Source organism: Arthrobacter sp. B2a2-09 (genome assembly GCF_027587375.1).
GTDB lineage: Bacteria > Actinomycetota > Actinomycetes > Actinomycetales > Micrococcaceae > Arthrobacter.
The window spans coordinates 19,948-44,561 of the sequence record NZ_JAMXIC010000022.1 but is presented as its reverse complement, the minus strand read 5'-3'; the positions used below and the strand labels follow the sequence as shown (position 1 = coordinate 44,561).

23 protein-coding genes are annotated in these 24,614 nt (G+C 64.3%); 12 read left to right on the top strand and 11 right to left on the bottom strand.

The features are described from left to right. Positions 1–2: 2 nt before the first annotated feature. The 4 genes from NFJ07_RS19625 to acs form a co-directional block, all read right to left on the bottom strand. Positions 3–914, bottom strand: a complete 912-nt coding sequence (locus NFJ07_RS19625) for a carbohydrate ABC transporter permease (protein WP_269997107.1) — start codon at positions 912–914, stop codon at positions 3–5. Next, positions 911–1,915 (bottom strand): carbohydrate ABC transporter permease, encoded by a 1,005-nt coding sequence (locus NFJ07_RS19620; RefSeq protein WP_269997106.1) that lies wholly within the window; start codon positions 1,913–1,915, stop codon positions 911–913. Before NFJ07_RS19620 ends, NFJ07_RS19625 begins: the two co-directional genes overlap by 4 nt. Positions 1,916–1,929: 14 nt before the next feature. Continuing rightward, complete coding sequence (locus NFJ07_RS19615; protein ID WP_269997105.1) at positions 1,930–3,246, bottom strand: ABC transporter substrate-binding protein; 1,317 nt, start codon at positions 3,244–3,246, stop codon at positions 1,930–1,932. A gap of 197 nt (positions 3,247–3,443) precedes the next feature. Further along, on the bottom strand, positions 3,444–5,489 hold the full coding sequence (gene acs / locus NFJ07_RS19610) for an acetate--CoA ligase (protein ID WP_269997104.1): 2,046 nt from the start codon (positions 5,487–5,489) through the stop codon (positions 3,444–3,446). 422 nt (positions 5,490–5,911) lie between these two features. Between acs and NFJ07_RS19605 the strand changes: the two genes are divergently transcribed. The 3 genes from NFJ07_RS19605 to NFJ07_RS19595 are packed head-to-tail and all read left to right on the top strand — an operon-like array spanning position 5,912 to position 8,648. Further along, on the top strand, positions 5,912–7,168 hold the full coding sequence (locus NFJ07_RS19605; RefSeq protein ID WP_269997102.1) for a hypothetical protein: 1,257 nt from the start codon (positions 5,912–5,914) through the stop codon (positions 7,166–7,168). 11 nt (positions 7,169–7,179) lie between these two features. Next, positions 7,180–7,971, top strand: a complete 792-nt coding sequence (gene nth / locus NFJ07_RS19600; RefSeq protein WP_269997101.1) for an endonuclease III — start codon at positions 7,180–7,182, stop codon at positions 7,969–7,971. After that, entirely contained in the window at positions 7,968–8,648 is a 681-nt protein-coding gene (locus NFJ07_RS19595) for an NUDIX hydrolase (RefSeq protein ID WP_269997099.1), read from the top strand. Before nth ends, NFJ07_RS19595 begins: the two co-directional genes overlap by 4 nt. Positions 8,649–8,693: 45 nt before the next feature. Here NFJ07_RS19595 and NFJ07_RS19590 read toward each other — a convergent pair whose 3' ends face one another. From NFJ07_RS19590 to NFJ07_RS19580, 3 genes are all read right to left on the bottom strand, one after another. Next, on the bottom strand, positions 8,694–8,894 hold the full coding sequence (locus NFJ07_RS19590) for a YegP family protein (RefSeq protein ID WP_269997097.1): 201 nt from the start codon (positions 8,892–8,894) through the stop codon (positions 8,694–8,696). A gap of 222 nt (positions 8,895–9,116) precedes the next feature. Next, entirely contained in the window at positions 9,117–9,980 is an 864-nt protein-coding gene (locus NFJ07_RS19585; protein ID WP_269997096.1) for a CHAD domain-containing protein, read from the bottom strand. Positions 9,981–10,024: 44 nt separating this feature from the next. Beyond that, positions 10,025–11,719: a bifunctional 3'-5' exonuclease/DNA polymerase gene (locus NFJ07_RS19580; RefSeq protein ID WP_269997158.1), complete on the bottom strand. Its 1,695-nt coding sequence runs from the start codon at positions 11,717–11,719 to the stop codon at positions 10,025–10,027. 272 nt (positions 11,720–11,991) lie between these two features. On the opposite strand from NFJ07_RS19580, the gene ssd reads away from it, so the two are divergent. From ssd to NFJ07_RS19545, 7 genes are all read left to right on the top strand, one after another. Continuing rightward, positions 11,992–13,254 (top strand): septum site-determining protein Ssd, encoded by a 1,263-nt coding sequence (ssd, locus tag NFJ07_RS19575; protein ID WP_269997095.1) that lies wholly within the window; start codon positions 11,992–11,994, stop codon positions 13,252–13,254. Then, the gene (locus NFJ07_RS19570) at positions 13,251–14,585 is read left to right on the top strand and encodes a TadA family conjugal transfer-associated ATPase (protein ID WP_269997093.1); all 1,335 of its coding nucleotides are present in this window, start codon (positions 13,251–13,253) and stop codon (positions 14,583–14,585) included. The genes ssd and NFJ07_RS19570 overlap by 4 nt, the downstream gene beginning before the upstream one ends. Before the next feature lie 248 nt (positions 14,586–14,833). Continuing rightward, positions 14,834–15,385 (top strand): type II secretion system F family protein, encoded by a 552-nt coding sequence (locus NFJ07_RS19565; RefSeq protein ID WP_333482073.1) that lies wholly within the window; start codon positions 14,834–14,836, stop codon positions 15,383–15,385. Continuing rightward, positions 15,385–16,017, top strand: coding sequence for a type II secretion system F family protein (locus NFJ07_RS19560; protein ID WP_269997091.1), 633 nt, complete (start codon positions 15,385–15,387; stop codon positions 16,015–16,017). Before NFJ07_RS19565 ends, NFJ07_RS19560 begins: the two co-directional genes overlap by 1 nt. A 196-nt stretch (positions 16,018–16,213) precedes the next feature. After that, complete coding sequence (locus tag NFJ07_RS19555) at positions 16,214–16,576, top strand: DUF4244 domain-containing protein (RefSeq protein WP_269997089.1); 363 nt, start codon at positions 16,214–16,216, stop codon at positions 16,574–16,576. Continuing rightward, a complete protein-coding gene (locus tag NFJ07_RS19550; protein ID WP_269997088.1) occupies positions 16,573–17,202 on the top strand; it encodes a TadE family type IV pilus minor pilin in 630 nt (209 codons plus the stop codon). Before NFJ07_RS19555 ends, NFJ07_RS19550 begins: the two co-directional genes overlap by 4 nt. After that, positions 17,199–17,630: an Rv3654c family TadE-like protein gene (locus tag NFJ07_RS19545; RefSeq protein WP_333482072.1), complete on the top strand. Its 432-nt coding sequence runs from the start codon at positions 17,199–17,201 to the stop codon at positions 17,628–17,630. Before NFJ07_RS19550 ends, NFJ07_RS19545 begins: the two co-directional genes overlap by 4 nt. Before the next feature lie 29 nt (positions 17,631–17,659). Here NFJ07_RS19545 and NFJ07_RS19540 read toward each other — a convergent pair whose 3' ends face one another. Together NFJ07_RS19540 and NFJ07_RS19535 are read right to left on the bottom strand one after the other, a co-directional pair. Next, positions 17,660–19,984 carry a DEAD/DEAH box helicase gene (locus tag NFJ07_RS19540; RefSeq protein ID WP_442865376.1) on the bottom strand — a complete coding sequence of 775 codons (2,325 nt, stop codon included), beginning with the start codon at positions 19,982–19,984 and terminating at the stop codon, positions 17,660–17,662. A 125-nt stretch (positions 19,985–20,109) separates the two neighbouring features. Next, positions 20,110–20,805 carry a GNAT family N-acetyltransferase gene (locus NFJ07_RS19535; protein ID WP_269997084.1) on the bottom strand — a complete coding sequence of 232 codons (696 nt, stop codon included), beginning with the start codon at positions 20,803–20,805 and terminating at the stop codon, positions 20,110–20,112. Positions 20,806–20,930: 125 nt separating this feature from the next. Between NFJ07_RS19535 and trhO the strand changes: the two genes are divergently transcribed. Continuing rightward, complete coding sequence (gene trhO / locus NFJ07_RS19530; protein WP_269997082.1) at positions 20,931–21,824, top strand: oxygen-dependent tRNA uridine(34) hydroxylase TrhO; 894 nt, start codon at positions 20,931–20,933, stop codon at positions 21,822–21,824. A gap of 9 nt (positions 21,825–21,833) precedes the next feature. On the opposite strand, the gene NFJ07_RS19525 is transcribed toward trhO, so the two are convergent. Together NFJ07_RS19525 and NFJ07_RS19520 are read right to left on the bottom strand one after the other, a co-directional pair. Next, positions 21,834–22,370, bottom strand: coding sequence for a hypothetical protein (locus NFJ07_RS19525; protein ID WP_269997081.1), 537 nt, complete (start codon positions 22,368–22,370; stop codon positions 21,834–21,836). A gap of 43 nt (positions 22,371–22,413) precedes the next feature. Continuing rightward, positions 22,414–22,851, bottom strand: coding sequence for a hypothetical protein (locus NFJ07_RS19520; RefSeq protein WP_269997080.1), 438 nt, complete (start codon positions 22,849–22,851; stop codon positions 22,414–22,416). 73 nt (positions 22,852–22,924) lie between these two features. Between NFJ07_RS19520 and NFJ07_RS19515 the strand changes: the two genes are divergently transcribed. Then, positions 22,925–24,586, top strand: a complete 1,662-nt coding sequence (locus NFJ07_RS19515; protein ID WP_269997079.1) for a DUF7059 domain-containing protein — start codon at positions 22,925–22,927, stop codon at positions 24,584–24,586. Positions 24,587–24,614 lie beyond the last annotated feature (28 nt).

Here is a 24,614-nt window from a genome sequence, read left to right as displayed (position 1 = left end):
TTTTATCCTTTGCTGGAACCGAGCGTGAGACCGGCCACGAATTGGCGCTGCAGCACGAGGTAGATGATCAGGGTGGGTATCACGGTGATGGTGGCGCCCGCCGCCAGCAGGTTGTAGTTGCTGAGGAACTCGCCCTGCAGGTTGTTGATGGCCGTGGTGATTGGCAGCCGGCTTCCGCTTTGGATGAAAAGCAACGGCCAGAAGAAGTCGTTGTAGATGAAGATGACTTGCAGGGTTCCGAGCGCCGCGAGGGCGGGCCTGCACAGCGGCAGGATGATGTTCCAGTACTGCCGCCAGATCCCGGCGCCGTCCACCAGCGCGGCCTCCGTCAGGTCGGACGAGAGGGCCTTCATGTAGTTGGAGAGCACGAAAGTGCAGAACCCGATCTGGAACGCCGTGTCCACGGCGATCACCGAGATGTAGGTGTTGAGCAGGTTGCCGGAATCGCTGAAGGAGTAGGGCAGCGTGACATGTTTGAACATCTCGAACAACGGGGCTGCAAGGACCTGCGGGGGCAGGAGGTTGCCGGCCGTGAACATGATCAGGAGCGTGATGTTGAATTTCCAGCTCACCCTGGAGACGGCGAACGCCATCATCGAGGCAAAAAAGAGGGTCAGGAGTACCGAGGGGACGGTGATGATCACCGAGTTCAGGAGGTACTTCGAGAATCCGCCTTGGGTCCAGGCCTGGATGAAGTTGTCGAAATTGAAGGTGCCGCCAAGGCTGAAGTAGCCGTACTTGTCCGTATCCGCCTTGGGACGCAAAGCCGTGAACAAGGACCAACCCAGCGGAATCAGCCACATTATTGCCATGACGGTCAGGAAGATATGGGTCCCGTAGTGGCGCTTGCCGGAGTTCCGGGTTGAGCCTGCGGCTGCTGTTGTGCGCGGGATGGGGTTGGCGAGGGTGCTCATGCCTTGCTCTCCTTGCCGAAGGTGCGGATGAGGTAGAAGACGATCGGGATCAGCGAGATGACCAGGAGGATCACCGCGAGGGACGAGCCGACTCCGATCACCTGGCCTTCGCCGATCAGGTTCTGGATCACCAGGGCGCTGATCAATTCAAGGCCGTTGGTCCCTCGGTTGATGACGTACACAATGTCGAAGGCACGTAGCGACTCGATGATCGTGATCACCACGATCACGATGTTCACGGGGCGCATTGCCGGGAAGACAATGCGGAAGAACGTCTGCGCCGCGTTGGCACCGTCGATCGAAGCCGCTTCCCTTAGCGAGGGGTCCACGCCCTTGAGTCCGGCCAAATACAGGATCATGACGTAGCCCGCGTGACGCCACGTAGCTGCAACCAGGGCCGCCCAGATATTGACGTTGGAATCTCCAAACCAGTCCACGGCCTGCGGTGTGCCGGCCGTGCCCAGGAGGTAGTTCAGCAGCCCGCTGTCCCTGTTGTAGAACAGCTGCCAGATGATGCCGATGAGGGCCAGCGACAACATGACCGGTGTAAAGAAGATGCTCTGGTAGATCTTGCTGCCGCGGATCTTCTGGTCCAGGAGCACGGCCAGCAGCAGGCCCAAGGGCGTTGCGATAACGGCCAGGAAAACGAGCCACAGGATGTTGTGTTGGATGGCCGGCCAGAACGGGGGATAATCCTGGACCACGAAGCGGTAGTTGTCCGTCCCCGCGGCCTTGATGTCCTTCAGGTCCAGGCCGTTCCAGCGGGTGAAGCTCAGCGCAATGGAGAAGAGCGTGGGCAGCCAGACCAGCAGAAGCTGGATCAGCGTAGGCACGCCCACCATGATCGCGAGGATGAATTTGTCACGGCGGGTGAGGCGGCGGACCTTGCCGGCTTTGCCGGTCCGCCTGCCGGCGCTGGGCTGGCTCTTGCCGGCCGTGGTTCGCCCGGCCGCACCTGGTTCGCTGTCCGGTGCGGCCGGTTTCTCGGCGGTAGTACTCATGGGGATTCCTTCAGCTACTGGGCTGCGTAAAGGGTTTTGGCCTGTGCTTCAAGGTTCTTGACGTCCACGGTGCCGTCCTTGATGAAGGTCTGCAACGCGGGGATCATCACGTTGTTGGCCATGGCGGGGAGGGCATCCCGGTCCAGGAACTGGCTGATGTACTTGGCATTGGCGATGGTGTCCGCGCACTTCTTGTTCAACGGCGTGAACTTTGACGTGTCGGCGCCCTTGACGGTGGCGATGTTGGACGTGTCCACGGCTGCGTAGGCGTTCTGGCCTTCGGCGGATCCCATGAAGGCCAGGAAATCGTGGGCTGCCTTGTTGTCGCCGCCCTTCTTGGAGAGGAGCAGCCCGTCGATGGGGGCTTCGACGGCGTCGGTGCCTTCCATGGCGATTTCCGGGAACGGGAAGAAGTCGATGTCCGCGAGCACCGCGGGATCCGTGAATTGCTGGGTCACGAAGGAGCCCAGGAGATACATGCCGGTCTTCTTGGCTTCGAGCGCCTTGGCCGCATCCTGCCACGTCTGACCGAGGGCAGCGGGGTCCTGGAATGGTAGGAGGGCCTTCCAGGTGTCGAAGACGTCGCTGACTTTCTTCTGGTCCCAGCTTTCCTTGTGGGCGGTCAGGTCCACGTGGAATTGGTAGCCATTGAGGCGCATGTTGATGTAGTCGAAGGTGCCCATGGCCGGCCAGCCGTCCTTGTCCGCGAAGCCGATGGGGATGATGCCGTCGGACTTCATCTTGGTGGCCAAAGTCTTCAGGTCATCGAACGTCTTGGGGACTGCGTAGCCCTTTTCGGCCCAGAAGCTCTTCCGGTAGAAGAAGCCCCACGGGTAGTTGTAGTTGGGGACCAGGTACATCTTGCCGTCCGGCCCAGTGGAGGCCTTCTTCATGGCGTCGGAGAAGTTGCTGCCGATCGTTGCCCATACATCATCCACGGGAGCCAGGAGGCCCTTGCCCGCGTAGTACTGCATGCGGTAGCCGGCGAACCAGGTGAAGGCATCGTCCGGGCTGCCCTGGAGGTAGGAGTTGATCTTGTTCTGGAAGTCGTTGTGCGGGACCACGTTGGTGGCCACCGTGACGCCGGACTTCTTGGTGAAGGCATCGGTGACGGCTTTGTAGGCGGCCTTGGGAACGTCGTCCGAAGAACCCGAGCCGAAGGTCAGGCTGTTCGAGGAGGCTCCGGGAGCTGGTCCGGAGCCTCCGGTGCAAGCAGCCAGCAGCGGAATGCCGGCGAGCCCCGCAGCGCCGATTCCGAGCGTTTTCAGGATGGTGCGGCGTCCAGGGCCAGCATTGTGGGCTGCCTGGAACGGGTCAAGATTCGCTGCCATGTTCTCTCCCTTGAAAGCGTGGTGCTTGTGAGTTTTCTCACGTAGAACTCGACTATAACCGCTCAAAAGAGAACATGAAAGAACTAAATATAACATTCTTGCGACGGAGGGTTTTAAGACAAAAGCGGCGGTCCTCTTTGGAGAGAACCGCCGCTTTAGCCTGCTGGCCATAGGGGCTTTGCTTGGTTGGGCAGAGCCTACTTCTTCAGCGACTCCGCGATCTGGGCCATGATGGTGGGGTCGGAGAGGGTGGTGGCGTCGCCGACTTCGCGGCCTTCGGCGACGTCCTTGAGGAGGCGGCGCATGATCTTCCCGGACCGGGTCTTGGGCAGTTCGGGGACCACGAGGATGTGCCTGGGTTTGGCGATGGGACCGATTTCCTTGCCGACGTGGTTGCGCAGTTCCTGAACGGTTGTGTCGCCGTCGTCCTGTCCCGACGGGGCGGATTCGCGCAGGATGACGAACGCGACGACGGCCTGGCCGGTGGTTTCGTCGGAGGCTCCGACGACGGCGGCCTCCGCCACCCAGGGGTGGGAGACCAGGGCGGACTCGATTTCGGTGGTGGAGAGCCGGTGCCCTGAGATGTTCATGACGTCATCCACCCGGCCCAGGAGCCACACGTCGCCGTCTTCGTCCTTCTTGGCGCCGTCGCCGGCGAAGTACATGCCCTCGAAGCGGGACCAGTAGGTGTCCTTGAACCGCTCCGGGTCGCCCCAGATGCCGCGCAGCATCGCGGGCCAGGGTTCGCGGACCACGAGGTAGCCGCCGTGCCCGTCCGGGACGGACTCCCCGGCCTCGTCCACGACGTCGATCGCGATGCCCGGCAACGGAACCTGCGCCGATCCCGGCTTCGTCGCCGTGACCCCGGGCAGGGGTGCGATCATCTGGGCGCCCGTCTCGGTCTGCCACCAGGTGTCCACGATCGGCGCCGGGTGTTCTTTCTTCTCGCCGTTCTTGCCGGCGTTGGCGCCGATGACGTCGCGGTACCACATCCAGGCCTCGGGGTTGATGGGCTCACCCACGGAGCCCAGGACCCGGATCGAGGACAGATCGTATTTGGCCGGGATGTCCCGGCCCCACTTCATGAACGTCCGGATCGCGGTGGGTGCGGTGTACAGGATGGAGACCTTGTACTTCTCCACGATTTCCCACCAGCGGCCCTGGTGCGGGGAGTCGGGGGTGCCTTCGTACATGACCTGGGTGGCGCCGTTGATGAGCGGGGCGTAGGCGACGTAGGAGTGGCCGGTGACCCATCCGACGTCGGCGGTGCACCAGAACACATCCGTTTCCGGGTGCAGGTCGAAGACCGCCTTGTGCGTGTACGCGGTCTGGGTGAGGTAGCCGCCGGTGGTGTGCAGGATGCCCTTGGGCTTGCCCGTGGTCCCGGAGGTGTACAGGATGAAGAGCGGGTGCTCGGCGTCGTGCCCGACGGCGGTGTGCTCACCGGAGGCGGCGCCGACGGTGTCCTCCCACCACTGGTCCCGGCCCTCGTGCCAGTCCACGGGCTGGTTGTTGCGCTTGACGACCACGACGTTCTGCACGCTGTGGCCGGCCGCGGACAGGGCCTGGTCCACGGCGGGCTTGAGCGGGCTGGGCTTGCCGCGACGGTAGGTGCCGTCCGCGGTGACCACGAGCTTGGCCTCGGCGTCATCAATGCGGGAGCGCAGGGCGTCGGCGGAGAAGCCGCCGAACACCACCGAATGCACGGCCCCGATCCGGGCGCAGGCCAGCATCGTGATGACCGCTTCGGGGATCATGGGCAGGTACACGGCCACCCGGTCGCCCTTGGCGACGCCGAGGGACTCGAAGGCGTTTGCGGCCTTCTTAACCTCTTCGGTCAGCTGGGCGTAGGTGTAGGTGCGGGTGTCGCCGGGTTCGCCCTCGAAGTAGATGGCCACACGGTCCCCGAGCCCGTTCTCCACGTGCCGGTCCAGGGCGTTGTAGGCGGCGTTGACCTGGCCGCCGACGAACCACTTGGCGAACGGCGGGTTGGACCAGTCCAGGGCCTGGTCGAAGTCCGTGTCCCAGTCCAGCAGTTCCCGGGCCTGCTTTGCCCAGAACGCGGGACGGTCCGCATCCGCTTCGGCATAGACTCCGGCGCCGACTACCGCGTTCGCGGCGAACTCAGCGGTGGGCGCGAACTTCCGGTTCTCATGGAGAAGATTTTCGAGGGCATCGCCGTTGCCTGCCCCGTCAGATCCGGGTGCAGCGGTGGTCGTCGATCCATTGGCGTCCTGGGACATGTGAACCTCATCATTCATCGATCTCTGCCGCGCGGTTGTCCCGTAGCGGGGCCGCCCCCCGCGCCAATTCGTGCACGGCGTTGGGCAGCGGCACCTTACGGGATTCCGCAAAGAGCTTTTCCGGAACCCACCTTAGCGTTTTGAGCCGACAACAAGTGTCTGCGGTCACAATCTGGACCGTGAGCGGCGGGTGATTCGCGTTGAACGGCGCCGAAGGCTCTGGGCTGGCTCCCGACGTGGGGAATATTACGCTGCGGAATCCCTGCCTCCGCGCTCGTGCCAACTAGTGGACTGTCAGACGGGTGGCATAGGCTGAAGAGGTCTCGAGACGCGAAAACTTGCCGCCAGTCCGGCCCGGAAAATACCGGGTGCAGGCTTGGGCAGCAGCGTCCGGAGCACCGCCGTACTAAGGAGATTTGCACATGAACCAGACGAGCCTAGGTCCGAAGAACGGCGCGCAGGCGCCCGGATCGGCCCCCGAAGCAGCAGCTGGATCCGGGGCGCCAAAGCCCGGCAGCATGACCTCCCCGAAGTACCAAGCCGTGCTGGGTCCGTTCACTATCCGGGACGTGACCGTTTTCGGCTCCACCTTGCTGATGTTTGTGGGGTCCCTCCTGCCAATGTTTGGCGGGCGCTACAACCTGTGGAACCTGGATAACCTCTTCTTCCTTGCACTGGGCGTCATTCTTCCCCTCGTTGTCGCCGCTTTGTTCGTTGCCCGGCGCCTGCAGCCCGGGAACATTGTGAGGATCGGCTCCCTCTCGACTGACCAGTTCGCTTCCGTCGTGGCGTCGTTCGCCCTGACCCTGTTCTTCCTGTCCGCAGCAGGCGCGTTTACCGTTTTCGTGCTCGTCGGACTTATCGGCTCGGTGGGCCTTCTGGCTGCGACGGTCCTGGCTCCGCACTTGCCGCTCCTCCGCGACGATTTCAAGGACCGGGCCGAACAGCCCGCGCACGTTGTGGCCCGCGAATCGGCCATTCCAAGCCGCAAGCCTGCCGCGCCGAAGCCGCCCAAGCCGGAGCCGGTAGCGCCGGTCGCCGCTTCCGTGCCTGACACTTCTGTACCCGCCGCTGCGGCGCGCTGGGCTCCTGCGGCTGCGGTCCCGACGTCGTTCGGAGCCTCAGGCGATGCGCCATCCAGCCCGGCGCCAGCAGACGCCCCTGCCGAGACGGCCGCTGCCCCCGCGGCTGCTCCCGAACCCGTGGCGGCCCCTGAAGCCGCCGCCGTCGTACCTGCCGAACCCGCCGAAGCACCGGTAGCCGACGCCGAGCGGGCGCCGGCGCCCACCCCCGAGGAGCCCCGGCACATGCCTGCTGCCACCATGGCTACGCCGATCGTCGGAGGCGTAGACGCCGGCGCGGGGCCTGCCACCCAGCACATCGGCACGGTCAATGAGGCCAACCCTGATCAGACCCGGGTGCACCAGACCATCGGCGCCACCGTTGATCCAGCCACGCGAAGGGATGAATCCCAGTACGACTCCGGGCACGAGGCATTCTGGTTCGCCGTGGCCCATCCCCGCGTCGTTGTCGACGAGCACACAGGAATGCCCGCGTTCACCATCGAACCGGGCGCGTGGGTCCTGGCCCTCGAAGACCGCGGCGAGGAATTCCTCGTACAGGATGCTGGCGGCAAAGTGGGCGTCCTGCGCGATCTCAGCCACATCGAACGCGGCTAGCCGGGCCGGCCGTGGACACCGTCGTCGAAACCCCGCTGGCTTTGAAGCGGCGTGCGCGCAAAATCAACAAAGAGCTTGCCGAGCTCTATCCTTACGCCCACGCTGAGCTTGATTTCCGGAACCCGTTCGAGCTGGTAGTGGCCACCGTGCTGTCGGCCCAGACCACGGATGTGCTGGTCAACCAGGTCACCAAGATCCTGTTCGCACGCTATCCGGACGCCCGGAGCATGGCGGAGGCGGAGCTTGCCGAGCTGGAGGCGATCCTGCAGCCCACAGGTTTCTTCCGTGCCAAGGCGAAGAACGTCCTGGCGCTCAGCACGCGCTTGGTGGACGAGTTCGACGGCGAGGTTCCCGGCCGGCTGGAAGATCTGGTGACGCTTCCCGGCGTCGGGCGCAAAACGGCAAATGTGGTGCTAGGCAATGCGTTCGGCGTTCCTGGAATCACTGTGGACACGCATTTTGGCAGGCTGGCGCGCAGGTTTGGCTGGACGACGTCCGAGGATCCTGTGAAGATCGAGTTCGATGTCGCGGAGCTGTTCGAGCCCAAGGACTGGACCATGCTGTCCCACCGCGTGGTTTTCCACGGGCGCAGGGTTTGCCATGCGCGCCGGCCGGCGTGCGGAGCATGTGCGGTGGCCAATTGGTGCCCGAGTTACGGCGAAGGCGAAAAGGATCCCGTCAAAGCCGCGAAGTTGCTCAAATATGAACTGGCGCCGGGCAACGAAGCGCTTCTGGCAAAGCTGCTTGCCGAGACCCACCGCGCTGCCGAGATCCGGATGGAATCACAAAGGAGACCGGGATGACCGCGCTCGAGGACTTAGTCTGCCTGATCACCAGGATTGATTCCGGCCTGCATCCCGGCCCTGATCCGCGGATTGCCGCTGCAACCGTAGATCCGGACAAGGCGCGAAAAGCGGCCGTGCTCATGCTCTTCGGCGTCTTGGACGACGTCCCCGCCCACTCCGGGAAACCCGTGGCCCCGGCGGACTTGGACGTGTTGCTTCTGGAACGCGCCCACACCCTGGACGATCATCCGGGACAGGTGGCGTTCCCCGGTGGCAGTATCGATCCCGGGGATGAGTCAGCCGTAGCGGCAGCCCTCAGGGAAGCGGTGGAGGAGACCGGCCTGGACAGCGGGGGCGTGCAGGTGCTGGGTGTCATGCCGGAACTCGGCCTGATCCGCAGCAATTTTGTGGTCACTCCGGTCTTGGCTTGGTGGGCGTCGCCCTCGCCTGTCAGGGTGGTGGACTACGCCGAATCCGCCCAAGTGTTCCGGGTTCCGGTGCGTGACCTCTTGGATCCCGGCAACCGATACACCGGGACGCTCACGCGACTCGGCCGGACATTCTCAAGCCCGGTCTTCCAGGTCAACGAACTCGTGGTCTGGGGTTTCACCGGGATGGTGCTTAGCGGCCTGTTCGACGCCTTGGGGTGGACCGTCCCGTGGGACGCGGAGCGCCTGCTTGAGATCGAGATTTAGCCCGCGCCGGCGTTCTGCTTGCAGGCCCGCTGCGCCGCCGCCTCGCTAAGCTGCGCGTCGGGCTGGTTGTGAGTGATCCACGACGATGCCCGTGGCTGCATTTTCCCGCACGGCGTTAATGCCGGCCACTACGGCTTTCAGGTGATTGAACCGCGGCGATTCCGCCACCAGGGTTCCATCGGCTGCCGTGAGACGAAACCGGTAGCCATTTTCGCCGTCTCTGAGAATTTCGAATCGTCCAGCCATCGTTGCTGTTCCCCCTTGAATGCTGCATCGCTGAGTGACTTGCACAGTGAGTGCGTCTTTGCACTGTGGCGCTCCTCACTTCGAACGCCATGAGACGAGACTATCCAGAAGGAAGAGGAGGGCTGAAGTTACTTCGGGGTACATTACTTGCCCGGGTCATGCAGGGTTCGTTTCCGCCATATGACTCGCTTTCGAGCCCGCCTGCGGCTATGGTTCCGAACTTCAAAAGATCAGTGCGCGCCTCGGCGCCGGCACAGGGTATTCGGCGATCGCCATCCGGAACTCTTCCTCCGCGTTGAGTCGCCGCCGGACTTCCATCGATTCCAGCCTTTGGACATCTTCCGCGTCAATGCCGGGGGTTTTTGCCAGCTCCCTGATCCATTCGCCGGCCACGACGGCGTCATGCTGCTCACCCAACAACCGTTGCAAGCCGATCGCCGGCTGGATCACTCCGTAAGCATGATGGCTGAAGGCGTCAGCCACTGCCTCCACCGAGTAACGGAGGCACTTGACGTCTTTGCGAGCCTGGTGGAGCGCAGCGTTGCGCACCTCCGGGTCGCTGCTGCCCGCCTGCTCAGCGAGGCTGTGCTGCAAACGCTCCCACCGTGCCTGCAGGCGCTCCGCAAGGTCCGCTGTCGGGTGTTTGTATTCCCTGGCAGCAGGGACTTCCAATAGCGCAGCCCTTGCAGCCCGCACCGTACGCTTGCTGCGCTTGTGCCCGCCCAGGGCAGCCGCCAGCCGGGCGCTTGACCCTTCCAGTTCCTCCAAGGCCAGGCGCACGGCCTCGGGGCTCTTCCAGGAATCCTTTGTGTCAAGGGATAGCCGTATCCTCTGCGCCAGGACATAGGCATCCCTGGACTCGCCGAGCGAAGTTGCCAGCCAACTGACTTCCTCGCGGGCAGGCCGGGGGAGTTTCGGGATCATGCCGCGATAACAGCTGAGCACTGAACGGAGCCGGCGAAGGGCAAGCCTGGCGTTGTGCACGGCTTCCGGATCAGCCGCTGCGATCAGCGGCAATTGGCCCTCCAGCTCTGTCAGTTGGAAGGCGATGTATGCAGCCAATGACGCGCGGCCTTTGTTTCCCACGGGGCAATCGTCCTCTGCTGTTGCGCCCGGGGCAATAGCGCCGCTCACTTCGCTTTGTCGTAAGAATCGACGACGGCGATACTCACCGGAAACTCCACAGGAACCCGCCCGAACAACAGTTCCTTCGCGGCGGCTGCGGCCTCCTCGATGGCATTGATGCACGCTTCTACCGACTCGGTAGGCGCGTGGACCATGACTTCGTCGTGCAGGAAGAACACGAGTTCCCCGGCAGGCAGGCCATCGGCACGCGCGGTGCGCAGCCGCCGTCGAAGTTCGGCAAGCCAGCACGACGCCCAGTCCGCCGCGGAACCTTGCACCACAAAGTTTCGCGTGAAACGCCCCCGCGAGCGGGCGATGCTGTCCGCGCGCCGCTGTTCTTCCGCCGTCGTGGATTGCTGGCTGCGGATCCAGCGTGCCGACGGCGGTGGGCTGCTACGGCCCAACCTTGAGGTCACGGTGCGGCCGCCTTCGCCGTCGCGGGCTGCCTGTTCGACGAAGCCGACTGCCTTGGGATAAGTGCGCGTCAGCTGAGGCATGAGGCGCCCGGATTCTCCCGTGGTAGCGCCGTAAATTGCACCCAGCAGGGCGATCTTGGCCTTTGAACGGTCGCCGCCGAAGCCCTGCGCGGCGATGCCGGCGTACAAGTCCTTGTCCCGCGCGGCCTCGGCCATCTTCGAGTCCTGCGCCAGCGCCACGAGAACCCGGGGCTCGAGCTGGGAGGCGTCTGCGACGATCAATTTGTGCCCCGGGTCGGCGTGCACCGCGCCCCGAATCTGGCGGGGGATCTGCAACGCCCCGCCTCCCCTGGACGCCCAACGGCCGGAAACCACGCCCCCCACCACGTACTCGGGACGGAACCGTCCTTCGCTCACCCACGCGTCCAGCCACGACCAGCCGTTGGCAGCGAACAAGCGCGAGAGCTTCTTGTATTCCAGGAGTGGCTCGATGGCCGGATGCTTCGATTCCTTGAGTTCCCACTGGCGAGTGGTTTTTACTTCGATCCCGTTCCGGTGCAGGGCACGCATGAGGTCCTGGGGTGAATCCGGATTCAGCTTCGGAGACTGGAGAATCCCGCGAAGCTCATTGCAGAGCGCCTCCAGCCTGGCTGGCCGGTGGCCGGATGGAGGCCGGGGACCCAGGTGGCCTTCCAGGATTTCTTCGTGCAACGTCTGCTGCCAGGGCACACCCGTGAACTGCATTTCGGCGGCAATCATGGCGCCGGCGGATTCCGCAGCCAGCAGCAGTTTCAAGCGGTGCTGCCGGCCTTCTTCCTTGGAGGCCTGGCCGAGCGCGTGTTGCTGGGCTGCAAACTCTGCGCGGATTTCGTTCAGGCCGGGCTGGGTGATGCGCGGGACCAGGTCGTCGAAGAGCGCGTCTTGCTCGGCGGGGGGTGGGGGAGGCTGGAGGACACGCGGCGGAACCGGCATTTCGTCGTCTTGCGTGAGCTTTTCCGCGCTGCGGGCATAGTCCGTGTGAGCCGTGAACTCAGAATGGACCAGGATGGCGCGGCAGAGCGTGAGGTCATGGCAACGCTCCAGTTCCACCCCGGACTGAAGCATCGCCGGGTACCAATCCTGCGTCCGGTTCCAGACCCAGCGCGGACGGCTCTTCTCCAACACGCTTACGACGCCGGCGAGATCGGCCTTTCGTACGAGGCGCGGCTCCGCCACGGCTACCCCGGCCGCATCGCTTTCCTGAATAGCTGCGCCGTCTGGATGGGCGGCGAGCAGCAGGTACATGCTGACAATTCTGCCCTGTGATTCCGTGGAACCTTGCACTTTGCGGACAGCTGCCGTCCGCGATGCTTTCGCGCTGCTTCGGTCGGCAACGCTTCCGTCGATGCTGCTTCCGTCGGCAACGCTTCCGTCCGCAACGCTTCCGTCGGCGCTGCCGTCCGCAACGCTTCCGTCGGGGCTGCGTACTCGTCCTCCACAGGGGTTGTTGTGGTTGCTTATCCACATACGCCGATACGGGCCTTCAATGCCCGCGACAAAGCGGAGAGAGTGGCTTCATGAGCGGGCAACATCTCAAGCGGTACCTCAACAGCGGTGGAAGCGGGTTCGACCCTGACGGCGCTGGCACGGGAGCCAGCGCTGGTGCCGGGGTGCGGGCCGGGCGTCGCGGCGCGCACGGCCCAACGGCACTTCAACGTGGCCGCCCCCGGCCCGAAAGATCCGGTCCTGGGTCCGGACCGGGGCCAGAACCGGCGTCTGGAGGGCCGTGGCTTCCTGCCAGCTCCGGCGAAGTCCTTTTGGTGACAGGAAACATCCGGCTGCAAGCTGAAACAGAAAGGATCGCGGCCGCCGTGGGTGCAAGTCTCCGGACAGTCGTCGATTCCTCCAGTGCCTTGCCCATGTGGGACACCGCGGCGATGGTGCTTCTTGGCAGCGATGTCCGCGAACTGCCGCCCCGTCGTCGTGCACCCTCCGTCTTGCTAGGCCTCAACGGTGAAGGGGACACTTTGTGGCAATTAGGAGCGGCGCTGGGGGCCGAACGCGTGGCCGTATTACCGGAAGCTGCAGCCTGGTTGGCGGAGCACCTCGGTAGGTCCCACGATCCGGACCCCGGAGGACTCGTGCTCGGGGTGACAGGAGGATGCGGCGGTGCGGGCGCGTCCACGGCTGCGGTCTGGCTGGCTCAGGAAGCGGCTATCCACGGCGTGCGGACGCTGCTGGTTGATGGCGATCCCCGGGGAGGGGGCCTCGAGCTTTGCCTCGCCGCTGAAGATGCGCCAGGGTTGCGCTGGCCCGATCTTGCAGGTGCCAGCGGCAGCATCGGCACCGGGCAGCTAGGCGACTCGCTGCCTATGGCGGGAGGATTCTCCTTCCTGTCTTGGCCGGGCAGTCGCGACCGTTCCCTGGAAGTGGAGCCCGGCGCCGTCGCGGCTGTCCTTGATGCGGCGAGGCGGGGATTTGAGCTGATTATTGTCGATATCGGCCGCGGAACAGAATCGCTTGGCAGCTTCGCCTGGGACTGCGACAGGATCCTTCTTGTGGCACCGGCCCAACTCCGCGCAGCAGTCGCGGCGGCCAGGCTTCTCCAGGAGCTGCCGCCCGTGGACGCAGCCTTGGTGATCCGCGGAAATGCCGGTTCGGCCCTGGACGGACCCCTCATCGCCGAATCGCTTGGACTGCCCCTTCACGGCGTGCTTCCCGAACTCCGCGGTACCTCTCGGGCGGCTGAGCTCGGACGCCTTCTGGAATTCGGTAAGCGCAAGGCCGTGCGTCGCTTTGCGGAATCCGTCCTTCAACTACTCGACGACGGAGCAGTATGAGTGCCCCTGCATTCCCAAGCGGCGAGCGCCGACGCAAGACCAGGCTCTTGGACTCGGCCCTCCTTGAAACCGTCCGGGAAACCGTGATGGCGGACGCCGGACCCGTCACTCCCTCGCGCGTGGCAGCCGCCGTCCATGCCACGGGGAGGCTACTCGGAACCGCGGGGGCGCTTGCCGCCGTCGATTCGATCAGCGCCGAACTGAGCGGATTGGGACCTCTCCAACAGCTTGCACGCGATGCCTCAGTGACGGACATCTTCGTGAATGGCCCGGACTCGGTTTGGTTCGACCGCGGCAAGGGGCTGGAACGGGCCCAGCTGCACTTCGACGGCGAACCTCAGATCCGTGCTTTGGCCTCCCGGCTTGTGGCGGCCGGTGGGCGTCGCTTGGACGACGGTTCGCCGTGCGTCGATGTCCGCCTCGACGGTGGATACCGGGTACACGCCGTATTGCCTCCGATTTCCACCGCCGGAACCTTGTTGTCCGTGCGGATTCGGCGCGAGGAGGTTTTCTCCATGGACGAGCTGCGTGCAGGAGGCATGTTTGGGGCACCCGTCCAACAGGTGCTGCAGGCCATGGTTGACCGCCGGTTGAGCTTCCTGATCAGTGGTGCCACCGGTTCCGGGAAGACCACATTGCTGTCCACGATGCTCGGCTTGAGTAGCCCCCATGATCGGCTTGTCCTGATTGAAGACGCTTCGGAGCTGAACCCGGTACACCCCCACGTAGTGTCCCTTGAATCCAGGCACGGAAACCTTGAAGGCTGCGGCGCACTCGACCTTGGAGAACTCGTTCGGCAGGCGCTGCGGATGCGGCCGGACCGGTTGATAGTGGGTGAGTGTCGCGGTGCCGAAGTCCGCGAGCTGTTGACGGCACTCAATACCGGCCATACAGGTGGCGGCGGCACAATCCACGCCAACACTGCCGCCGCAGTCCCGGCCAGGCTCGTGGCCTTGGGCGCGCTCGCAGGCTTGAGCCGGGAAGCCGTTCAACTGCAGCTTTCAACGGCATTGGACGCAGTGGTCCACGTCGAGCGAACGCCTGCCGGCAGAAGAGTTTCCTGCATTGGATGGTTGGCGGAGGACGGATCCGCCCAATCTATCGTTCCTGCTGTTGAACTGCGGGCCGGTGCCGCCGTTGCCGGTCCCGCGTGGAGGGACCTCGCAGCGCGCCTTGAGCTGGACCCTGGGCTCCTGCCTGGGTCCCAGGCTTCTGCCGAGTTGCCCGGGCGGCAGGGGTTGGCTGGGAATAAGGAGCCGGCCGGGCCCCAGGGGCCGAGCGGACCGCGGGGACCGATTTCCCTCGCAGATCACCTTGGAGCGGTCGCGTGAGCGGATTCCTCATTCTCGTCCTTGCAGCCGCTGCGTGGGTGATCTTCCAACCGTCCCGGCGACTTGGCAAACGGGTAGTGCGCGCTCTGCCTCGTGCTCCTTCGGCTGGGCCTTTGGCTGTGGCTGGGGCCGCCGCGCGTATGCCGCGGAGACGCTCTCGCGCGGATACATTGCCGCTCACAGTACTCGTACAGCAGTTGGCCGCTCTCCTTCGGGGAGGCCGTTCGAGGCTCTGGGAGGAACTCTGGATGGTGCATGGAGGCAGGGATCACCGCGTTGGTCAGGGCGACTCCGAGGTCCTCACGGCGCGAGGGAATGACCCGGGATTGCCCAAGCTGTCGTCCGGGTCTCTTCAAGTTCTCGCGGCAGCGCGGGCGGCCTCGATGATCGGGGCGTCGGTCGCCGAAGCGATCAGAACGTCGTCGTCGAAGGATCTTAAGGACGGGAATCCCGCGGAACGCCGAATCTGGCGAGAACTTGCCGCCTGCTTGGACGTTGCCGAGGCGAGTGGTTGTCCGTTAGCCGACGTGCTGACGCGGTTCGCCGCCCAGCTTGAGGCCGAGGACGACGCCGGTGATGCCCGGCAGACCGCCTTGGCCGGCCCGAAAGCCACTGTGCGCCTTCTGACGTGGTTGCCGGTGTTCGGCTTGGGGCTGGGCATGATGCTTGGTGTGGATCCCGTGGGGATCCTGTTGGCCAACGGTGTCGGATTGGCAGCGCTCGCGGCTGGGGGCGTGCTGACCGTCACCGGCAGAATCTGGTCATCGCGATTGGTGCACGCCGCGGTGGGCATTGACTGATGGTCTCGGCTTTCCCTGCCATCGCAGTGTCCATGGTGTTGATCGTCGCAGCACTCCTCGGGCTGGCGCATCAGGGAAGAACTCGGCGGCGCACAGCCTTGCGGATGCTTCGCGGCACGCCCGGGAGCAACGGCCCGCTGAAGAACGTCCGCAGGGGCGAGGCCGTGGGCTCTCTCCGTAATCCGGAGGGGCAGGAAGGCTTGCGCAATGTCCCCATGATCCTTGAATTGGTGGCTGCCATGCTCGACTCAGGGGCGGGGCTCGGACGGTCCCTTGAGTTGATCGCCGGATGCGCGTCCCCGCAGCTCAGCCGCTCCCTGCGAATCGTGGTTGCAGCCCTGGACATCGGAACGGACTGGGAAACGGCGTGGCGGAGTTCGGGCCAGCAGTGCGCTGAAGCGTGCAAGCTCAAGGACGCGCTCGCTTTCGCCGCCCTGACAGGCGCGCCATCCTCGGCCATCCTTTATGCTCAGGCAGCACGCCTGCGGCGCGAACAGTTCAGGATGGCGGAAAAGCGCGCTGCCGCGCTCGGAGTGAAACTCGTGATTCCACTGGGTCTGTGTTCCTTGCCCGCCTTCATCTGTCTTGGTGTCGTCCCGGTGTTGTTGGCAATGCTTCCGTCCGGGGGATAGCCGGCCGCGGGCCCGAGGCGGCGTGAGTTTCGCTCCACGCAGGCCAGTTTCCCTCCACACAAACAAGTTTCCCTCCACAGGGACGTTCAGGAGCGAGTTTTCCACTTAGGAGACTTGGGGCCTTTTGAAGCCCAAATGCCAACGGAAGAGTCGAAGTACAGCCGGCAGCCAAGCCGGCAAGCAGAAGGGAACTGAAATGAACGCAACCGTCGATACCCCCAAAGCCGCTCTGGCCCTCGCCCAGGCAGCCCCTTCTCGGCCGGTGGCCGAGGTCCTTGAACTGTTCCCGGGCTCGCCGGGAAGCAAGCCCGTTCGCTCGCCGATCCACCTGCGTTCCAAAGCTGAAACAGGCCGTGCACGGTCCAACGACGATACTTCCGCAGCGAAACGGTCGAAGAAGCGGCTCATGGGGTCCGAGCTTGGCATGGCAACCGCCGAGTATGCCATCGCCACGCTTGCCGCAGTGGGCTTCGCCGGGCTCTTGGTGGTCATCCTTCGCAGCGAGGAAGTACGTGGCTTCCTCCTCAACCTCATTCGCGGCGCACTTTCCCTGCCATGACACCGCGGCGGGGTTCAAAGCGCTGCGCTGAGAGTTCGGTGCGTCCGCGGGCATCGGCTTGGGGGCTCGCTAAGCGCTGCGGAGTCGTGCGGCAGTGGCCTCCTTCGATCAGACGGCCTCCTCCGGCGGAGAAGCTTCATGGCCCGCGGAGGGACCGCCGGCGAGAGGTTTTCCCTGGGAGGGACAACGGTGCCGTCACCGCGGAATTCGCCGTAGCCCTACCCGCTGTCCTACTTCTTTTGGCCTTACTTTTGGCAGGATCGGCCGCTGGAATTACGCAGCTTCGCTTGGAAGAGGCGGCTAGAGCAGGAGCCAGGGCCCTCGCCCGCGGAGATGGCCACGCGGCCGTGGACGGAATCGTTCGAAGGCTGGCAGGAGATACCGCCTCGGCTGTCGTTGCGGAAGACGGCGAATGGATCAAGGTCACAGTGTCCGCCCGGGTCGTCGGCCCGTTGGGCTCCCTCATCCCGTGGAGGCTTTCGGCGACGGCGTCGGCAAGGGGAGAGGCCCCGCAGTCGTCGGCGGCCAATATGCCCCTCCTCGCCGTCGGAGGGGGCGTTGTGGACTTCAAAGGTGCTGTGCCGATGGCGGGGCTCCAAGCCACTGTGGAAGAAGTCGCAGCATGAGGGCTGGTAGCGCCCGCGCGGGTGCCGGTTGTGGCGGGGCGAAGCGCGGCGTGAGGGCACATGGCGCTCGCGTGGACAATGGTCGTCGCGTTGCGGAACACGGCTCGGGAACCATCCTGGCCGTTGCCCTTGGCCTTGTTGTCATGATCTGCATGGCGGCGGCGTTCACACTGGCCCAGGCCATGGCGATGGCCCACCGCGCAGCATCTGCCGCCGATCTCGCCGCGCTCGCGGGAGCTGATGCGGCCCGCGGCCTGACAACCGGGAATCCTTGCGTGGTCGCCAGCGAAACGGCCGCGCGGCACGGAGCTTTGTTGTCGGCTTGCACAGTGGGCGGAGGCGGGATCGTGGAGATCCGCACTGAGCTGGTCCGCGGCGCAGCCTTCGGGACAGCGACCGGCCGCTCTCGGGCTGGGCCGCCGCCCTAGAGCCGTCCCAGAGCAGCCCGATACCCGCCTTAGACCGCGTCCCGCAGGAGCACATTGATCAGGGTGACCGCGGCGTCCTTGTCCAGCGGATTGTTCTTGTTGCCACATTTGGGGGACTGGACGCAGGAAGGGCAGCCGGTGTCACACTCGCATGCTTTGATGGCGTCCCTTGTGGCGGTCAACCACACTTTGGCTTTCTCGAAGCCACGCTCGGCAAATCCGGCGCCGCCTGGATGTCCGTCGTAGACAAAGATCGTGGGAACTCCGGTGTCGGCGTGGAGCGCTGTTGAGACTCCACCGATATCCCAACGGTCACTTGAAGCGACCAGCGGGAGGAGCCCGATGGCTGCGTGCTCCGCGGCGTGAAGAGCACCCGGGAACTGGGCCTCGACAAGGCCCGCGTCAGTCAGTGAACGGTTGTGAACCACAAACCATACCGCCTTGGTGAAGAGATCCCTGGCCCCGAGTTCCAGCGGTTCTTCCCCCAAAACCTCATTGGAAATCAGTGCCTTACGTTGGAAGGAGACCACCTGTGTTGTTACCTTCACTTCGCCGAAGTGGACCGCGATATCCCCCCATTCCATGGTCCGGAGAGTTTGCAGGACCTCGATTTGGGTCACGTCCCGTGCTGTTGTGTAGTAGTCCGGGTTGGTTCGACGAACCACCACGCAATGGTCCTCTTCGTTCAGTTCCTCGACGAAGTAGCTGTCCCCTTGGTGCACATAGATCGCACCCGTATGCGCCTGGTAATGCGTCTGTGGCGAGTCCATGGTGCCCAACAGGGAGCCGGTCTCGGAGTCCACGATGCTTACGGGCCCGCCGCCATCTGCGCGCAGGTTCACCATGGCCGCGGCGCTCTCGGGATGGGTCCAGAACCAGCCCGCGGGCCGTTTCCTCAGGTACCCCTGTTCCACCAGCTGATTCAGCAGGGATTCGGACGTGGGCCCAAACAGGCCAAGTTCGGCCGTGCCGATCGGGAGCTCGGCCGCCGCCGCGCACAGATGGGGGCCGAGCACGTAAGGATTTCCGGGATCGAAGACGGTGGCCTCCACCGACACATCAAAGATTGCCTCCGGATGGTTGACGAGGTACGTGTCCAAGGGATCGTCGCTGGCCACGAACGCGGCAATGGCGTTTTGGCCCGCGCGGCCTGCCCGTCCGATCTGTTGGAACAGGGACGCCCTCGTCCCGGGCCAGCCGGCTACCAGAACTGCGTCGAGCCCGGAAATGTCGATACCCAATTCCAATGCAGACGTGCTGGAGACGCCAAGCAACTCGCCGGAACGTAGAGCCTTTTCCAAAGCCCGTCTTTCCTCGGGGAGATAGCCGGAACGGTACGCAGCAACCCGCTGGGGGAGGCTGGGGTCCACCTCATCGAGGAGGCGCTTGGTGATAGACGAAATTGTTTCTGCGCCGCGCCTGGACTTGATGAAGGCGATGGTCCGCACGCGGGAGGACACCAGATTGGCCAGCAAGTCCGCGGTCTCGGCCACGGCGGTCCTGCGGGATTTTGCCCCGTTTTCGCCCTTCAGCTCTGTCAGGGCAGGTTCCCAAAAAGCCACCGTGGTGGAGCCATGCGGGGAACAGTCCTCGGAAACTTCGCGGACGGGAGTGCCGATGAGCCGGGCAAAGGACGTGCCAGGGTCCGAAGCTGTTGCCGACGCCGCAATGAACACCGGTTCAGGAAAGGAGGTGCCAGCACCGTAGTAGGCGCAGATTCGCCGGAGCCTCCGCATGAGGTTGGCGACGTGGGACCCGAACACCCCACGGTAGCTGTGGGCCTCGTCCACGATGACGTACCGCAGCCTGCGGAAGAATCGGGCCCACCACGTGTGGTTGGGCAGGATCCCGAAGTGCAGCATGTCGGGGTTGGCGAGGATGAAGTTGGCATGATCGCGGATCCAGCGGCGCTGGGACTGCTCGGTATCGCCGTCGTACGTTTCCGCCCGGACCGTAGGGAGCTTGAGTGCGCGGATCGCTGCCAGCTGGTCGGCTGCAAGTGCTTTGGTGGGAGAGAGATACAGGGTGACGGCGCCGTCGTCGTGGATCTTGCCCGGCTCGGACAGCACCCGCAACTCGGAACGGTGGATCGCGTCGAGGGCAGGCAGCTGATAGGCAAGCGACTTCCCGGAAGCGGTCCCCGTGGCAATGACAACGTTGTGGCCCGAGTGGGCGAGTTCGGCTGCTTCGATCTGGTGCCGGTACGGTTCGTGGATGCCCAAGGTTCCGTAGGCGGCAACCACATCGGGATGGGCCCAGCCCGGCCATGCCTCGTGGATCGCCTGGCGCGCGGGAATGGTGCGGACATGTCGCAACTGCTCCGGGTCCGGGCTCCTACCCAGAAGGGAGATCATCGATTCAGTTGCGTTCACTTGAACATTCTGTCACCGCGCCGGAAACCGATGATTGTCGGCGTCGCTGCGGACCTGCTGCGGGCGGCTCCCGGCGCCGAATGTCGGCTACGCGAAACGAAGGTCGATTACGCCACAGACAGGTCAGTCTCGTCGACTGGCTTGGTAGACATCATGAGTACCTGGCATACATGCTTCCACCCCAGGTGGGAGTAGAGATGCTGTCCGTCCAAGGAAGCCAGGAGGAGACCACTATCAACATCGTGTTGAAATGCCTGCGAGGTGAGGGCTTTCATGATGAAACTGCCCAGCCCCCGGCGCTGGAAGTCGGGCTCGGTGATGATCTTGTCGAACACCGCTGTCTGCCTGACCACGAATACCTGGCCGCTGGCTGCCACCTTTTCGCCGGCATGGACCACCGCGTAGTGGACGCCCTTGCTCTCGGAGGTCGCGAGCTTGAGGTCGTCATCCGCGAGCCACGGGTCTTCCGCATCCTGCGTTCCCATGTCCACGATCATCATGGTCTGGGAATCCGAAGTGATGTTCAGCCCGTTCTCTCGAGCCAACTGGGTATAGCGTGCGACGTCGTTCGTGAGGATCGTCAGGATACGAGTGTCTGCTTGAGTGGTCTTGGCAGCGAGTTCGGCGAACTCGGCATCCGACGGGTCGTGTGCAAAATATTCCCAGTCGCCGGTTTTGTCCGCACGCAGGGCTGCCGGGAACCGGCCTTCCTTGCGTGTTGTGTAACTCCGGGACCCAGACCAGCCAGCCACCCAGACTTCGAGCAGCTCAGCGATGTCTTCAACCAAGGCGTCGTGACTCATGTAGAGAGACTATGCCAGTGGTCTGGGAATCAACAGGGCGCGTCAGTAACAGCTCCATTAACACTTTGGGCAGCCGGACGGCAGCTCAACACATGGGTTTGGGGCCACCAAGTACCCTTAAATACGTGGCTTTAAACAGAATTGTGCTCTTCTATGGCTTTACTCCGATCGCAGACCCGGACGCCGTTCGGCTGTGGCAGCGCGCCCTGTGCGAGAAGCTCGGCCTGACCGGGCGCATCCTTATTTCGCCGGACGGCATCAACGCCACAGTTGGCGGGGAACTGAACAACGTCAAGCAGTACGTGAAGACCACCAAGGAATACAAGGGCTTCCACGGTATCGACTTCAAATGGTCCGAAGGCGGAGCCGCCGACTTTCCAAGGCTCAGCGTCAAGGTTCGCGATGAGATCGTGTCCTTCGGTTCCCCCGGCGAACTGAAGGTGGATGAGAAGGGCGTCGTTGGCGGCGGCACCCACCTTCAGCCTGAAGAGCTCCACGCACTCCTGGAAGAAAAGAAGGCAGCCGGGCAGGATGTGAAGTTCTTCGACGGACGCAACGCCTTCGAAGCCCAGATCGGCAGGTTCAAGGACGCAATTGTTCCCGACGTCGCCACTACACACGACTTCATCAAGGAACTCGACTCGGGAAAATACGACGACCTCAAGGACCAGCCCGTGGTCACCTACTGCACGGGCGGAATCCGTTGCGAAGTCCTTTCCAGCCTCATGGTGAACCGTGGTTTCAAGGAGGTTTACCAACTCGACGGCGGGATTGTCCGGTACGGCGAAACCTACAAGGACCAGGGCCTGTGGGAAGGCTCCCTGTACGTTTTCGACAAGCGCATGCACATGGAATTCAGCGAGGAAGCCAAGACCATCGGCCAATGCGTCCGCTGCCAGGCGCCCACCAACAAGTTTGAAAATTGCTCCAATCTGAGCTGCCGCAACCTCACACTGTATTGCGCCGAATGTGCCTCGAGCCCGGAAACGTTGCGTTGCCCGGAAGGCTGCGCAGCCTAGGTCCGGTCATTAGATCCGGCTCACCCGGTACGCGAAGTTCGCCGGTGCGTTGGCGGTGATCGTGATACCCAGGACGGCGTCGGTCTGCAGCTGCAGGACCTTGACCCGTGTGGTGCCGCACCGCAGCATCAATTCGATGAGGACTTCGCTCCCGTTTCGCACAGTGAATTCGGCGCTGCGGGCACCACGGCACGCCAGCGTCACCGCATGCGTTCCCCCGGGAAGCTGGGTGGTCTCTTCGTCGCGGGATTCTCCAGCCGACAGCAGGCCGAGGCTGCTATAGAAGGACAGCCCGTTCACGTCTGGAAGCACGTCCTGCGCCCAAGCCTTCAGCGCGTCGCCCGTGACGGTCTGTCCCAGCGCCGGGTCGCGGGTCAGCACCGGATCCGTGATGACCGCCGACGGCGCAGTGCTCGCCGGTGCACGGCCGTCGTCGTAGGTGTATTCGCACGACGCCATGGTGCCGCACGCGAGCACACCCCAAAGCACGACGGCGGGAATCGCCGACCGCCTCGTCGGTACCTTCAGGGCGCGTGCCCACCCCATAATCCGACTCTACGCCCGGCTTCAACCGAGGACGAGGGGACTGTTACGAAGCCGGTACCAGTTGGTACGCGTAGATGACAGGCGCATCCACGCTGCTTGCGCTGATGCTCAGCGGACCGGTCGAGGGAACCTTGATGCGGGACGTTTCGCGGCTGCCATTGCACGCCGCCCCGGCCACGGTGATCCGCGTACCGGCCGAGGAAACGTCGAAGAATGCCTTGCCGCCGCCGTCGCACGCCACAGTCAAGACGTAGCTTCCCGCAGCGACGCCGGCGAAGCTCTTGACCAAGGGGTCGCGGTTCGGGATTTTCCCGGAGTCCTCCACGACTACCCCGGCCGCCGAAGGCATGGTTGTCGCCTTCCACGCGGGGACGTCGGCGTTGGAGACAGACCCTCCGGAGGAGCACGCCGTCACTGCCAGGGTGCCTGCGCCAATGAGCAGGAGTGCAGCGCGTCGCCAAATGGAGGGGTGAAATACCATGATTCAACGCTACCTGCTCGAAAGCCTCCCCGCCGACGCAGGCGCCGGCACCGGGCCCCAATAGACTTGCACGGTGACTGATCCCGCAACGCCCACCATCTTTGGGACCACCCCGAAAACCCCCGACGCTCCCCGCAGCGACCTTCCAGAGCTGCTCACAGCGCTCGCCGACGACCTGCGAAACGTTGGCTACACCGTGGACGGAGTGGCAGGACTTCTGGGAGAGTCCGCCCATGCGGCCCTCGCCCGGGATCAGCTCATCCCTGCACTGATCATCACCGAACCGGCTGCCTTCACCGGAGATCCGGCGACGGACCGCGCGAAGGCGGCGCTCGCCGTCGTCGTGCGCTTGTGGCTTCTCGCTGTCCCGCAAACTGAAGGCGACGTCGACGCCGCCCTGCCGCGCGTCCGCACCTCGGGTCTGGTGGAGCTTGGCCTGGTGGAGAAGAACGACGGCGGTGCTGTCGCCGCCAAAGTGGATCTGCGGCCGTACGGCTGGGATTCGAATGAGGATGGGAGCGGCGGCGCTGAACTGTGGGTTTCCAGCGATCTCGCCGCCCATCAGCAGCCCGGCGTGCTCCGGCATGACCATGTGCTGGGCATCGGGCAGGCCTCCACCACGCTTGTCCAGACCACCATCCGGCGGCACTCGAAACGCGCCCTGGACCTCGGCACGGGCTGTGGAATCCAGACTTTCCACCTCCTGCACCACAGCGAGCACGTCACGGCCACGGACATCTCCGAGCGGGCCCTCGCGTTCACCCGTTTTAATCTGATGCTCAATGCCGAGGTCCTGCACCTTGACCCGTCCGATCTCGAGTCCCGGGTGAGCTTGCGGCTAGGCTCGCTCCTGGAACCCGTCGCAGCTGAGACTTTCGATCTGGTGGTGTCCAATCCGCCTTTCGTCATTACCCCGCGAAGTGCCGGCGAGCACTCTTCGGATCAGTTCACCTACCGCGACGGCGGCCTGCCCGGCGACGACATCGTCGCCAACCTCGTCCGCACGCTGCCCGGCGTTCTCGCGCCCGGGGGCACGGCGCAGATGCTCGGCAACTGGGAGATCCCGGCGGGCGCCGGATGGAGCGAACGGCCGGCGTCGTGGCTGGCAGGGTCCGGCACGGAGGCGTGGTTCATCCAGAGGGAACAGGTTGGCCCCGAGCTGTACGCGGAGACCTGGCTGCAGGACGCCTCCGAGGGCCGCGATCGCGAGCTCTACCGTGATGCCTACGCCGCCTATCTGGAAGATTTCGCTTCCCGCGACGTGGAGGCCATCGGCTTCGGAATGATCTGGCTTCGCCGGCCCGAAGACCCGCGTCCGGGAGCCGCGCCCGCGCGCTTCGAAGAAATCACCTACCCCATCGAACAACCGATCGGTCCGCACCTTGCCGCCGCGGTCGAACGCGCCGACTGGCTGGACGCCCACGAGCTCTCCGGCGCCCACTTGGTGGTGGCCGACGACGTGACCGAGGAACGCCACCAGCGGCCCGGCGCCGAGCATCCCGGCGTCATCTTGTTGCGCCAAGGTGCGGGGCTGCGCCGGACGAATCTGTTGAGCACCGAGCTGGCCGGCTTCGTGTCGGCATGTGACGGCGAGCTGTCCGTCCGCCAGCTGATCGGTGCCTTGGCCGCCCTGCTCGGTGGAGGGGACGACTTCGACGACGACGCTTTCCGCGCCGGGTTGCTCTCCGATGTCGGGAACCTGGTCCGTGATGGTTTCCTGCTTCCCGCTGCTTAGGACAGCGGCATAGGACAGCGGGATAGGA

Excerpts from the sequence above, each read along its gene's own strand:
- NFJ07_RS19625 (WP_269997107.1), bottom strand. The coding sequence starts at position 914 with ATGAGCACCCTCGCCAACCCCATCCCGCGCACAACAGCAGCCGCAGGC.
- NFJ07_RS19620 (WP_269997106.1), bottom strand. The coding sequence starts at position 1,915 with ATGAGTACTACCGCCGAGAAACCGGCCGCACCGGACAGCGAACCAGGT.
- NFJ07_RS19615 (WP_269997105.1), bottom strand. The coding sequence starts at position 3,246 with ATGGCAGCGAATCTTGACCCGTTCCAGGCAGCCCACAATGCTGGCCCT.
- acs (WP_269997104.1), bottom strand. The coding sequence starts at position 5,489 with ATGTCCCAGGACGCCAATGGATCGACGACCACCGCTGCACCCGGATCT.
- NFJ07_RS19605 (WP_269997102.1), top strand. The coding sequence starts at position 5,912 with ATGAACCAGACGAGCCTAGGTCCGAAGAACGGCGCGCAGGCGCCCGGA.
- NFJ07_RS19595 (WP_269997099.1), top strand. The coding sequence starts at position 7,968 with ATGACCGCGCTCGAGGACTTAGTCTGCCTGATCACCAGGATTGATTCC.
- NFJ07_RS19590 (WP_269997097.1), bottom strand. The coding sequence starts at position 8,894 with ATGGCTGGACGATTCGAAATTCTCAGAGACGGCGAAAATGGCTACCGG.
- NFJ07_RS19580 (WP_269997158.1), bottom strand. The coding sequence starts at position 11,719 with ATGTACCTGCTGCTCGCCGCCCATCCAGACGGCGCAGCTATTCAGGAA.
- ssd (WP_269997095.1), top strand. The coding sequence starts at position 11,992 with ATGAGCGGGCAACATCTCAAGCGGTACCTCAACAGCGGTGGAAGCGGG.
- NFJ07_RS19570 (WP_269997093.1), top strand. The coding sequence starts at position 13,251 with ATGAGTGCCCCTGCATTCCCAAGCGGCGAGCGCCGACGCAAGACCAGG.
- NFJ07_RS19565 (WP_333482073.1), top strand. The coding sequence starts at position 14,834 with ATGGTGCATGGAGGCAGGGATCACCGCGTTGGTCAGGGCGACTCCGAG.
- NFJ07_RS19560 (WP_269997091.1), top strand. The coding sequence starts at position 15,385 with ATGGTCTCGGCTTTCCCTGCCATCGCAGTGTCCATGGTGTTGATCGTC.
- NFJ07_RS19555 (WP_269997089.1), top strand. The coding sequence starts at position 16,214 with ATGAACGCAACCGTCGATACCCCCAAAGCCGCTCTGGCCCTCGCCCAG.
- NFJ07_RS19550 (WP_269997088.1), top strand. The coding sequence starts at position 16,573 with ATGACACCGCGGCGGGGTTCAAAGCGCTGCGCTGAGAGTTCGGTGCGT.
- NFJ07_RS19545 (WP_333482072.1), top strand. The coding sequence starts at position 17,199 with ATGAGGGCTGGTAGCGCCCGCGCGGGTGCCGGTTGTGGCGGGGCGAAG.
- NFJ07_RS19540 (WP_442865376.1), bottom strand. The coding sequence starts at position 19,984 with ATGATCTCCCTTCTGGGTAGGAGCCCGGACCCGGAGCAGTTGCGACAT.
- NFJ07_RS19535 (WP_269997084.1), bottom strand. The coding sequence starts at position 20,805 with ATGAGTCACGACGCCTTGGTTGAAGACATCGCTGAGCTGCTCGAAGTC.
- NFJ07_RS19525 (WP_269997081.1), bottom strand. The coding sequence starts at position 22,370 with ATGGGGTGGGCACGCGCCCTGAAGGTACCGACGAGGCGGTCGGCGATT.
- NFJ07_RS19520 (WP_269997080.1), bottom strand. The coding sequence starts at position 22,851 with ATGGTATTTCACCCCTCCATTTGGCGACGCGCTGCACTCCTGCTCATT.